We start from the raw sequence: 11,215 nt of genomic DNA, 5'->3' as shown, positions 1-11,215 counted from the left end.
AAACTCACGCCACACAAAAAGCCTCTGCCGCAACGGCAGAGGCTCATTTTTGAATTCGATTAGATAAATGCCATTACGATGTAGTTCAAAATGAAGAGTAACATAGAAATCCAAAGGATTGGGTGGATTTCTTTGGCTTTACCTTTGACAATTTTAACTAAACCGTATGTAATGAAACCAGCAGCAATACCGTTAGAGATTGAGTAAACAAAGCCCATGAAGACGGAAGTGAAGAAGGCTGGCACAGCATCTTCAAAATTATCCCAAGCAATTTCACGGAGAGAAGATACCATTAAGATACCTACGATAATTAAGGCTGGGGCAGTGGCTTGTGAAGGGACGATACCAATCACTGGTGATAAGAACATGGCGACGATAAAGCAGATAGCAGTTACAACAGAGGTTAAGCCAGTCCGACCACCCGCACCAATACCAGCAGCAGATTCAACATAAGTAGTGGTATTAGAAGTGCCGAAGATAGCACCAAAGATCGTACCGACAGAGTCACCGAATAAGGCTTTATCCATTTTAGAAGAGAAACCTGAACCATTTTCAAGGGCTTCTTCGTCTTCGTCAGAGAAGATACCAGTCCGACGTCCGGTACCGATGAAAGTACCAACTGTATCGAAGACGTCTGAAAGTGAGAAGGCAAAAATTGTCATGATGACTAAAGGAATCCGGCTAGCATCGGCGAATAAGGCAGGGAGACCAGCTGAAGTAAAGATCACACCAAAGGTTTGACCGAATTCTTCAAAGGCAGACCCTAAAGAATTTTGATTGAAGTCAATGGCTGATAAGTCAGTCACACCCGTAACGATACTTAAAATAGTAGCAGCTAAGATACCGATTAGGATGGCACCCTTAGTATTGCGTAACATTAAGATAATGGTTAAGAATAAACCGAATAAAGCGATTAAGACACCGGGTTGAGTGAAATTAACTAAGGCAGGAAGGGCAGAACCATTCGTCACAACAGTATTTACGCCGTCGGCGAATTCAGTGGCTAAAGGATCGCCACCATTGATCGATAAGATGTTGGGTGCTTCAGAAGTAAATTGAAGTAAACCCGCATTTTTAATTCCTAAATAACCAATGAAAATCCCAATCCCACCAGAAATGGCATGTTGTAACATTTCTGGAATAGCAGTAATCAACAATTTACGGATCTTAGTTACAGTAATTAAGACGTTGAAAAGACCACAGATGAAAACCATGGATAAGGCTTCTTGCCAAGTAAAACCTAAACCAAAAACAACAGTATAGGTGAAGAAGGCGTTCAGTCCCATACCTGGGGCTAGAGCGTAAGGTACATTAGCAAAAACACCAATAAAAACAGTAGAGATAGCTGAAGCAAAAATGGTAGCTAAGAAAACTGCTTGACTTGGCATGCCGGATAAAGATAAAAGAGCAGGGTTCACGAAAATAATATAAGACATGGCCAAGAAAGTGGTTATCCCAGCATAGACTTCTGTCGAAATGCTAGAGCCATTTTCTTCAATTTTAAAGAAAGATTTGATTGTGTCCAAAAAGATTCCCTCCAAATAATTTGATGGGTCAAGTATAGCATTAAAATCAGACAAAGACAAACTAATTTTTAAATTTAAAAAATAATGTTCGGAAAAAATTATTTCCAGAAAATCTTTAAATTTATGCTATAATTAGAAGCAGTATTGCTAAGAGGAGATTGACACTTTTATGAAGAACAAAGCCTTTATTATTGGGGATATCCACGGTATGGATCAGGCCCTAGAAGACATGTTAGGCCACTGGAACCCGGCTCAAGAAGAGCTGATTTTTGTTGGCGACTATATTGACCGTGGTCCTAATGCCCGTCAAGTTCTAAAACGTGTTTATGAATTAAGCCAAGATCCGTCCGTTCATGCTTTGCGGGGGAACCATGAACAGATGTTTCTGGATTATTTGAAAGATCCTGAGCAAAAGTGGCCGGTTTATTTTGCGAATCATGGCACCACAACCCTGAGCCAATTATTGAAGCTTAATGAAGATGCGGTCTTTAGTCAGCGGGCTGCTAACTATGTAACCCAAGTCGATCGTTATTATCCTTGGTTGCGGCCATGGCTCGACCATTTAACTTATTATATTGAGTTTGGTGACTTTATCATTGCCCATGCTGGGGTGAACTTAACCCTGGATAATTGGAGGCAGTCGAGTCAACATGATTTCTTATGGATCCGGGATGGTTTCCATTATGAACCGAATAATACCGGAAAAACCATTATTTTTGGCCACACCCCAACCATTCTCTTACAAAAAGGGGGCGGAATTTGGTTCGCCGATGATGGTAAGATTGGTATTGATGGTGGAGCAGTCTACGGTGAGAAGTTAATTGGCCTTAAAATTAATCGGGAAGAAGTCATTGACTCTTTTACCATCTCAACCAAAGACCAAGTAGTCAATCCAGCTACCCAGACTTTTAAAGGTAAAAAGAAAGGCCAAGAAACAACCACGAATGACAAACTAGACCCGGTTGAATCAGCAAGGGATACTCGTTCGTCGGCTCAATAGGTGTTTAATGAGTGCCCAACCGTGTCGATTGACGTGACAATCAGATCAGAAAAGAAGGAGACCTATGACAGAATATAGCCCAGAACAAACTCAAACATTTATCAAAGAAGTAGCGGCCGCCACTAAAATTAAAGCCAGTCAAGTCAAGGCCGTTTTGGACCTTTTAGGTGAAGGGAATACCATTCCCTTTATTGCCCGCTACCGGAAAGAGGTCACTGGCTCCCTCGATGAAGTTCAAATCCATGATATTGAACAAGCCCACCATTATGCAACTCAACTTTTTGACCGTAAAGATGAAATTATTCGTTTGATTGATGAACAAGGTAAGTTAACGGAAGACTTGCAAAAAGAGATTGCTAAGGCGACTAAATTACAAACCTTAGAAGACATTTACCGGCCTTATAAGCAAAAACGTCGGACCAAGGCTATGATTGCGATAGAACAAGGTTTACAGCCTTTAGCGGACTATATCCTTAATCCCCAAACTGACCAGGGCGATATTGTAAGTTATGCTGGTCAATTTGTGACAGAAGACGTTGAATCGCCTGAAGCAGCTCTAGCAGGTGCCCATGAAATCCTAGCTCAAGATGTGTCCGACCGGGCCAACTACCGGGAATTCATCCGGAAATATACTCGGTATAATGGCCTCTTAGTTTCAAGCGTCAAAAGCCAGGAAGACGACCCTCAAGGGGTTTATCAAACTTATTATGATTACAGTGAAAAAGTCAGTGCAGTTTTGCCTCACCGAGTCTTAGCCCTTAATCGGGCTGAAAAAGAAGGTGTTTTGACAGTCAAAATTCAAGCTGAAGAAGAACCTGTCTTAAACTATATGTTGCGTCACTATGTTCCGAAAGACTTAAATGAAGAGAAAACCGCTTTTGTGGCTGATGCAATCCAAGATGCTTACCGGCGTTTTATCGGGCCAAGTATCGAGCGGGAAATTCGGAATGAATTGACCCAAGTTGCGGATAGTCAAGCCATTGAGGTTTTCGGTGATAATCTGCGGCATTTACTCTTACAACAACCACTTAAAGGTAAGATTGTGATGGGCTTTGACCCAGCTTACCGGACTGGTTGTAAGTTAGCTATTATTAATGAAACCGGACGGGTTTTGACTAAGTCAGTTATTTATCCGCATAAGCCCGCTTCAGAAGCCAAACGCGCTCAAGCTGAAGGTCAATTACTAGACCTCATTCAGCAATATCAGGTAGATGTGATTGCTATTGGTAACGGAACAGCCTCGCGGGAATCTGAACAATTTGTCAGCCAGACGATCAAAAATAATAATCTAGCCACCCAATTTATTGTGGTTAATGAAGCAGGGGCTTCTGTCTATTCAGCTTCTAAGATTGCCCGGGAAGAATTCCCAGACTTCCAAGTGGAAGAACGGTCTGCGGTTTCCATTGCCCGTCGTTTGCAAGATCCATTGGCTGAGTTAATCAAAATTGATCCTAAGTCCATGGGCGTGGGTCAATACCAACATGATGTGGCCCAAAAAGAATTAACCGAAGCCTTAGACTTCGTGGTCAACATTACCGTTAACCAGGTTGGAGTGGATGTTAATACCGCGTCTAAACAGTTATTAGAACATGTATCTGGTTTAACCGCCGCAACCGCCAATAATTTGATTGCCTTGCGGGATGAGTTAGGGGCTTTTACTAATCGTGACCAAATTAAGGACGTAAAACGCTTAGGACCTAAGACATTTGAGCAAGCCGTTGGTTTCCTCCGAATCTTAGGTGGGGTAAATCCACTGGACCAAACTTCCATTCACCCGGAATCTTACGCGATTGCTGAACAAATTCTAGCGGACCATGGTCTTGCCTTGGCTGATTTAGGCAGTGAAGAATCTGTAGCCGGTTTAGATAAGCTAGACGCTCAAACACTCGCTGACCAGTATGATATTGGCTTAGAAACCATTAAAGACATCCTTGAAGGCTTGAAAAATCCTAAGGCTGATATTCGGGATGGCCAACCCGCACCAATTTTACGGGATGATGTTATGACCATGGAAGACTTGGAAATTGGTATGCAGTTACAAGGAGTAGTCCGGAATGTGGTTGACTTTGGTACTTTCGTTGATATTGGAGTTAAGCAAGATGGATTAGTCCATATTTCACGCCTGTCTAAGAAGTTTATCAAGCATCCGTCGGATGTAGTCTCAGTTGGAGATATTCTTGAGGTTGAAGTCGTGGAACTCGACTTGCAAAAACAACGGATTGGCTTGAAACGGGTTAAATAAAAATTAGTAATTATTAGTAGTATCACTAAAAAGCGAATACGTTATAGTGGGATCGTGCTGGGGCACTAGGAGCAAAGCGACTTAGGGCCCCAGTAGCTGAGTGAACTTGTGAACTCAGTTCCTTTCTAACTCAGCGGTGTGAAGAGAAAGATATTCGCACCATTTTCTAACTCAACAATGTGAAGAAAAAATAAAAACATCAAAAATGCCCTCCTAGTTTAAAGGATTTCTGGCTCATAACTTAGACTTGACGCTTGAGCGCTTAGTCTAAGTATTGCCAGAAAAGTCTGGAGCTTACGCCAGTAAGCAGAAGACGGTCCAACTAGGAGGGGTATTTTTTGATGGTTTGATTAATGATTTTTCAAAAGGGCTTAGTGGGTAGCTCCACCGGTGACCTTTAAATCATCCTTGTCATTGTATTCAACAATGGCGGTGATGGCAGCTTCAATCCCTTTAGCCATGTCTTGAAGTGACATTGAGGCTTGGTTAGGTTTGTCCACTACTTGTTGGCTCATGAATGGAATATGCATGAAACCAGCTTTGACATCAGGAAATTCTTTATCAACTAAGTATAAAGTCTGATACATAATATGGTTGCAGACAAAGGTACCGGCAGTATTTGAAACCGCTGCGGGTAAACCAGCTTCATGAATGGCTTCAACCATGGCTTTGATTGGCAATTTAGAGAAGTAGGCAGGTTGGCCATCTTCTTGAATCGGAACATCCACGGGTTGGTTTCCTTCATTGTCTTCAATCCGAGCATCATCTTGGTTTATGGCAACCCGTTCAGGGGTAAGGCCAGTACGACCGCCAGCTTGGCCAATGTTTAAGACCACATCGGGTTGAACTTCCCGCATTTTTTCAGCAACTACATCAGCAGATTTATGGAAAACAGTAGGAATTTCTAATTTAATGATTTCCGCACCGGCGATGGTATCTGGTAATAACTTGACTGCTTCAATGGCTGGGTTAATGGGTTCTTTGTCAAAAGGATCAAAACCTGTAACTAAAATTTTCATTATATCCACTCCTTATTTTTATTGTAACAATCTGATAATTTTTTAAAGTGATAGGCTCACTTAGAAGGCCCAGAAATACATCAATACAATATGAGCTACGATCATAACCAAAGCGACTAGGGCTTGTTGTTTGATAACTCCGTATTCGTCTTTCATTTCCAGTAAGGCAGCTGGTAGGGCATTAAAATTACCAGCCATTGGAGTTAAGAGGGTACCACAATATCCGGCAGTTAGAGCTAGAGTCCCAACGACAACTGGGTCGGCACCTAAATTTAAGACGAAGGGAATCCCAATCCCTGCGGTAATTACAGCGAAGGCCGCAAAAGCATTCCCCATAATCATGGTGAAAATGACCATACCTAAAACATAAGCAATAACCCCGAATAACTTATGACCTTCAGGAATCACGCCTCCAATCATAGAAGCAATGACATCACCCACACCGGCGGCCGTAAAGGTGGCACCCAGGGCGGCTAAGATTTGAGGTAGAATACCGGTGGTGCCGACTTGTTGGACCATCCGGTCGGTTTCATCTAAGTATTCGCCGCCACGTGGTTGTAAAATAATCATGGTTAAGATTAAGGAAGCAATGGCCCCGAAACCAAGCACGATTTTCCCAATAGAAGGGAAGAGGGTTGAGAAGATAAGGGAAGTAATCCCTAAGGCTAGTACCGGCCAGAAGACAGAAGAGCCTAATTTATTGGCTCGTTTTTCAGCTGTTTCATCACTGGTAATCTTAACTGTACCGATTTTAACTTGTTTCAAGAGGGTGAGGATTCCTAGGGAAAAAACGAGAATTCCAGAAACTAATGGGGGTAAATAAGTTCCACCAAGGAAAAGGACACCTAGGATACCCCAGAAAGCAGAAGTACCGATACGAACAGGATTGCTTTGGTCGTTGAAAGTTCGGTAAGCAACATATAATAAGAAAATACCGATAACAATGTTGATAACTTCGAGGATATTTTCGACTTGACCACCTAGAACGGCATCCCAGTCACTAAGAAAGCTTAATAAGACTAATGATTTCATTATTTTTTGCCTCCTTTATACTTAGCTTGCAGGGCTTTATCAATAGAAAAGTTATAGGCAGAACCTACAAATCCTGAGATAATCCCGATTGGAATGGCGGCTAGGGCTACAGCGGCCGGGCTGACATCATAACCTAATTCAGACATGGTAGCCGCAATTAAAAGTACTCCGGCAGATCCCGCAAACATATTTTGACCATAGAAATTACCAAAGTTTTCATTAGCGGCGGCTAAACCTTTAACGGTGTCTAAATCTTTTTCACTCAAATTATTAACTGGCGTGGTTTGAGTTTGATTGGTATCTTGAACTTTATCGGGATTAATGGCAGCATTCAGCGCTGCTTCACCCATAGGTTCAACAATTGGTCGTACGAAGGATGGATGACCACCTAAGCGGATATTCATCAAGCCACAGATTAAACGGATAACAAAGTAGGCTGAATAGAAGACCCCCATGGATAAGCCCTTCATTCGTTCGATTAAACGTACCGCCTGAACCTTAAGTCCGTATGCTTCTGCTAACCCAATCATCGGTAGGGTTAGGAAGAAAATCGAAACATAGCGTTGAGACACGAAGGTTGATCCTAACATCTCTAGAAATTCTGTAATCGAAATTCCTGACACGAGGGCTGTTACCAGACCAGCAATCAAAACGGTCGCAATTGTGTCGAGTTTCAGGATAAAACCAACGACAATAATAAGTACACCAATGAGTTTAATATACTCCATTGTGTAACCTCCTTTATATTTTTTTGCCAAGATAGGCATATAATTTCGCTTACATTTTATCATAAAATAGTTAAATTATGCATTTCATATCAAATATGGTATTTTAAAATAGAAAAAATTGGTAGATATAAGGAGTACTTATGTTAAAGAAAATTCGTCTCTTTGTCGATATGGATGGCACCCTGGTACAATACCAGGGTCGGGAAGTGGGTATTGATATTTTTGCGCCACATTATTTTGAAAATGTTCCTCCCGAAATTAATTTATTAAATTTTATTAAAGATTTAATCCATCATGAAACTGAAGTGGAGATTTATATTTTATCAGCAATATTTGACAAAAAACCCTCTATAACAGATGAGAAAAAGATCTGGTTAAACACATGGTTGCCGGAATTGCCTGAGCAAGCTTGGTATTTTCCTCCGGAAAGTATTTCAAAAGTGGAGTATATGCATCGAGTCTTTCCTGACTGGAATCAAGCGTTAAATATTTTAATTGATGATATGGATTATAATCTGAGTGCTTGGCAGACTTATGATAATCACATTGCTCTTGAATCAGTAGGTTGGGATAAATGGTTAGCACCGGCTGATTTAGGATTTGTCCAACTTGATTCCTCAAAATCAAAAGAAGATTTAAAAAAGACATTTCACAATCTTATCCGGAAATATAAGATGAAATAAGGTGATTGTCTTTGTATTCAATAATATGATATCCTATTTATATTTTTAAATAATTAAATATTACACTTATAAATATTTATCGAAATTATTGATTAATAGTAACCACAATAAAAGCTTATATTTGTGTTTTTTTATGGACTAATTCGAAAAAATTCATTAAAATGGGAGTATCAAAATATGGAGGTGTACCAATGAAAAAAACGTTAAGAATGTTTAGTGCTTTTGTTTCTACTAGTTTGTTGTTGGTCGGTGCTGTAAATCCAATTTTTGCCCAGGAATCATCCAGTGAAGCTGAATCAGCTCAGGAAGAGTCCGCTGAAGAAAGTGACGCCGCTGAAGAATCAGGAGAAGAATCAAGTGACGCTGAAGATGCTGATGCATCTGAAGGTTCAGATAGTTCTGAAGAAGAAGCTGCTGAGGAATCTGAAGAAGAAACCGAAGCAGAAGGTTCAGAAGAAGAAAGCGCATCTGAAAAATTTGATTTTGAATATGATATTGAAGCTGCCCTTAAAGAATCTACTCAAGCAGAAATCAGTGAATTATTTACTTCACTTGAAGGACTTGAGGCCTATAACCAAGATGGAATTTCTTATAAGATCGATGGTTATAAATTATATGAATTAAAAAATATTTCTCGTGACTGGGATACTGTCTTTGATAAACAACGGGAACGTGGTGGTATGTTAGTGGTCCAAATCACATATACTAACGATACAGATAAACCAATTTTTATCGGACAATCTTCTAAATACAGTGTGATTGGTGCTGACCGTTCTTATTCTCATTCTTCTCAATTTATCCCTGATGAAGAAGCATTGACGAATAAAATTATTGCCCTTGAAAATGTCTTACCAGCTGGTGAAAGTATCACGGGATATGAAACGGTTGCGCTGCCTGCAGATGTGTTAGATCATGTATTAGAAAATGGTGAAATTACATATAAACCAGGTTATATTAGTTTAGATGAAACCGATGAAGATAATAGTAAATGGGTTTCAATGCCGGAACAAGTTGTCTTACCATTGTCAGAAGATAATATGGAAAAACAAGCAGCTAAAGGTGAGTTTTACCCTGATAAATTTATCACGGATAATTTGGGGACTAAAGAAATGTTAGAAGAAGGTGAAGTCAATGAGACCCTAACCGTTGAAGATGTTGACGTGACAGTCAATGGCTATCAAATCACTGAATTCACGCCTAACAAAGAAGAAGCGCCTAAGTACGCAAACTTTAAGGATGGTGTAGTCGTTTATACGGTTGAATATACTATCGAAAATAATAGTAGTCAGGAAGAAGATCAAGTTAAGTTTATGAACACCAATGGTAACTTAATCCTGAACGAAAGTATTCAATATGATCAACAATCTACCTTCGTTCCTGAAGTAGTACCTGATGATACTGTTCTGGCAGAAGGTGATAGCGCAACCGGTTATCTAGTTTTCACTATTTCTAAAGATGATTATGAAATTTATAAAGGTCGTTCAATCATGGTCGATGTGAATGTTTACGATAAAGATTTCAGAACTATGAATGATTATCAAACATTGATCTTTACGCTGAAAGCGGCTGAATAAGTATATCACTTACTATATTTTACGAAGCACCTAGAATTATATGAATTCTAGGTGCTTTTCTGTTTATCTCAAAAATAAAGTACATGATATTTAGAAAGAAATAAAATTGATCAAGTGAATATTGAAATAAAACACAAAAGTAAGAGGATAATATATAAAAAAATTGTAAGATTTTCTAAATAATTACTCTGGAACTTGTGATAAGATATTCAAAAAACGTTATCAACGAGTTATATGAGGAGAGAGGACTATGTTAAATTTAATAAATGGTAAATATGTTGGCAAGGGAGTAGGCCAACATGGCGATTATGAAGTTGAAGTAACCATCGAAAATAATCGGATTGCGGCCGTTAATGTTCTAGGTGATCACGGTAATTCAGCTTATCCTGATAATGCGGCTGGTTCTGATGCTAACACCATTTGCGGCGATTCCTATAACTATACTTTACCAGGTAATGCTATGGGGTTTGCGGTCAACTCAGGCCGGATGGCGGGCCAAGCCGTGGTTGATCAAATTAAAGGGTAATTGAGATTTTTTATGGGACCAAACAAGAGTTTCTTGTTTGGCCCTTTTTGTTTGGAAGTATCATTCTTTAGTTTGGGCTTAATTAAAGAAAATGAGAGGGTGGATTCTTTACTTGTTAGCTGAGTGAGGAAAAAATTCTTCAGCGCAAGCCTAATAAAAGAAGGTTCGTCGCTAGATTCTTTACTTGCCAGCTAAGTGAGGGAAAAATTCTTCAGTACAGGCCTAATTAAAGAAAGTGCGTCGGTAGATTCTTTAGTTGCTATCTAAGTGATAAAAAAATTCTTCAGTGCAGGCCCAACCAAAGAAAATGTGATGGCTAATTCTATACTTACTAGCCAAGTAAAGAAGTGTCTGAGCAAGCAGCCCAGGGAGATTCAGCAGCCCAATTAGCTTGGCAGGCCATGGTTTATCAAATTAATAAATATATTGGTCAAATGGTCGTCGCTCTCCATGGTGAAGTTCAAGCGATTTTACTAAGTGGCGGCATGGTCTTTAATTCAGATTTAGTCGCGTAAATTAAAGATGATTGCGGCTGGATTGCTCCGATTTTTGCCTATCCGGGTGAGTTTGAAATGCAAGCCATGGCCAATGAGGCACTAAGAGTCTTAACTGGGGCGGAAGAAGCTAAAAATTATAGCGGCCAAACTGCCTGGGCTCCTACTACTTGTCCTTTGGCTAAATAATCGAGTGTATGAAAAAAGCAGACAAATCATATGATTTGTCTGCTTTTTTATGCGGCCAGTGGGATTTGAACCCACACAGGGATACCCCCACTGCCCCCTCAAGACAGCGCGTCTGCCGTTCCGCCATGACCGCAAAAGACAAAGAGTATTGTAACATGGATTGCTTGTCTTTTCAAGTCTAGGTTGACTAGATTTCCAATAA

At 40.1% G+C, this 11,215-nt stretch carries 10 protein-coding genes and 1 tRNA gene; 6 read left to right on the top strand and 5 right to left on the bottom strand.

Annotation, left to right across the window (positions count from 1 at the left end; genetic code table 11):
• Positions 1-59: 59 nt before the first annotated feature.
• On the bottom strand, positions 60-1,517 hold the full coding sequence (locus tag HMPREF9257_RS05605) for an NCS2 family permease (protein ID WP_176686286.1): 1,458 nt from the start codon (positions 1,515-1,517) through the stop codon (positions 60-62).
• Positions 1,518-1,695: 178 nt separating this feature from the next.
• On the opposite strand from HMPREF9257_RS05605, the gene HMPREF9257_RS05600 reads away from it, so the two are divergent.
• Together HMPREF9257_RS05600 and HMPREF9257_RS05595 are read left to right on the top strand one after the other, a co-directional pair.
• Positions 1,696-2,526 carry a metallophosphoesterase family protein gene (locus HMPREF9257_RS05600; protein ID WP_006418531.1) on the top strand — a complete coding sequence of 277 codons (831 nt, stop codon included), beginning with the start codon at positions 1,696-1,698 and terminating at the stop codon, positions 2,524-2,526.
• 64 nt (positions 2,527-2,590) lie between these two features.
• Positions 2,591-4,768 carry a Tex family protein gene (locus tag HMPREF9257_RS05595; RefSeq protein WP_006418253.1) on the top strand — a complete coding sequence of 726 codons (2,178 nt, stop codon included), beginning with the start codon at positions 2,591-2,593 and terminating at the stop codon, positions 4,766-4,768.
• 371 nt (positions 4,769-5,139) lie between these two features.
• Here HMPREF9257_RS05595 and pcp read toward each other — a convergent pair whose 3' ends face one another.
• Genes pcp through HMPREF9257_RS05580 form a run of 3 tightly spaced genes read right to left on the bottom strand, consistent with a single transcriptional unit; the run spans position 5,140 to position 7,547 of the window.
• Positions 5,140-5,787 (bottom strand): pyroglutamyl-peptidase I, encoded by a 648-nt coding sequence (pcp, locus tag HMPREF9257_RS05590; RefSeq protein WP_006418282.1) that lies wholly within the window; start codon positions 5,785-5,787, stop codon positions 5,140-5,142.
• A 60-nt stretch (positions 5,788-5,847) separates the two neighbouring features.
• Positions 5,848-6,819: a DUF979 domain-containing protein gene (locus HMPREF9257_RS05585; RefSeq protein WP_006418147.1), complete on the bottom strand. Its 972-nt coding sequence runs from the start codon at positions 6,817-6,819 to the stop codon at positions 5,848-5,850.
• Positions 6,819-7,547 carry a DUF969 domain-containing protein gene (locus HMPREF9257_RS05580; RefSeq protein WP_006418288.1) on the bottom strand — a complete coding sequence of 243 codons (729 nt, stop codon included), beginning with the start codon at positions 7,545-7,547 and terminating at the stop codon, positions 6,819-6,821. Before HMPREF9257_RS05580 ends, HMPREF9257_RS05585 begins: the two co-directional genes overlap by 1 nt.
• Before the next feature lie 140 nt (positions 7,548-7,687).
• Between HMPREF9257_RS05580 and HMPREF9257_RS08775 the strand changes: the two genes are divergently transcribed.
• From HMPREF9257_RS08775 to HMPREF9257_RS09155, 4 genes are all read left to right on the top strand, one after another.
• The gene (locus HMPREF9257_RS08775) at positions 7,688-8,230 is read left to right on the top strand and encodes a hypothetical protein (RefSeq protein ID WP_006418586.1); all 543 of its coding nucleotides are present in this window, start codon (positions 7,688-7,690) and stop codon (positions 8,228-8,230) included.
• A 191-nt stretch (positions 8,231-8,421) separates the two neighbouring features.
• Positions 8,422-9,804: a DUF4352 domain-containing protein gene (locus HMPREF9257_RS05570; RefSeq protein WP_006418333.1), complete on the top strand. Its 1,383-nt coding sequence runs from the start codon at positions 8,422-8,424 to the stop codon at positions 9,802-9,804.
• A gap of 250 nt (positions 9,805-10,054) precedes the next feature.
• Positions 10,055-10,330, top strand: coding sequence for a hypothetical protein (locus HMPREF9257_RS05565; RefSeq protein WP_006418452.1), 276 nt, complete (start codon positions 10,055-10,057; stop codon positions 10,328-10,330).
• A 347-nt stretch (positions 10,331-10,677) separates the two neighbouring features.
• Positions 10,678-10,845 (top strand): hypothetical protein, encoded by a 168-nt coding sequence (locus HMPREF9257_RS09155; RefSeq protein WP_006418510.1) that lies wholly within the window; start codon positions 10,678-10,680, stop codon positions 10,843-10,845.
• Positions 10,846-11,063: 218 nt separating this feature from the next.
• On the opposite strand, the gene HMPREF9257_RS05560 is transcribed toward HMPREF9257_RS09155, so the two are convergent.
• A tRNA-Leu gene (locus HMPREF9257_RS05560) sits at positions 11,064-11,146 on the bottom strand.
• Positions 11,147-11,215: the final 69 nt, after the last annotated feature.

It is taken from the genome of Eremococcus coleocola ACS-139-V-Col8 (assembly GCF_000183205.1).
Lineage (GTDB): Bacteria > Bacillota > Bacilli > Lactobacillales > Aerococcaceae > Eremococcus > Eremococcus coleocola.
Note: the sequence above shows the minus strand (reverse complement) of the source record. Positions and strands in the feature narration are given on the sequence as shown.

Coding starts and splice junctions, on each gene's coding strand:
- HMPREF9257_RS05600 (WP_006418531.1), top strand. CDS start 1,696: ATGAAGAACAAAGCCTTTATTATTGGGGATATCCACGGTATGGATCAG.
- HMPREF9257_RS05595 (WP_006418253.1), top strand. CDS start 2,591: ATGACAGAATATAGCCCAGAACAAACTCAAACATTTATCAAAGAAGTA.
- pcp (WP_006418282.1), bottom strand. CDS start 5,787: ATGAAAATTTTAGTTACAGGTTTTGATCCTTTTGACAAAGAACCCATT.
- HMPREF9257_RS05585 (WP_006418147.1), bottom strand. CDS start 6,819: ATGAAATCATTAGTCTTATTAAGCTTTCTTAGTGACTGGGATGCCGTT.
- HMPREF9257_RS05580 (WP_006418288.1), bottom strand. CDS start 7,547: ATGGAGTATATTAAACTCATTGGTGTACTTATTATTGTCGTTGGTTTT.
- HMPREF9257_RS08775 (WP_006418586.1), top strand. CDS start 7,688: ATGTTAAAGAAAATTCGTCTCTTTGTCGATATGGATGGCACCCTGGTA.
- HMPREF9257_RS05570 (WP_006418333.1), top strand. CDS start 8,422: ATGAAAAAAACGTTAAGAATGTTTAGTGCTTTTGTTTCTACTAGTTTG.
- HMPREF9257_RS05565 (WP_006418452.1), top strand. CDS start 10,055: ATGTTAAATTTAATAAATGGTAAATATGTTGGCAAGGGAGTAGGCCAA.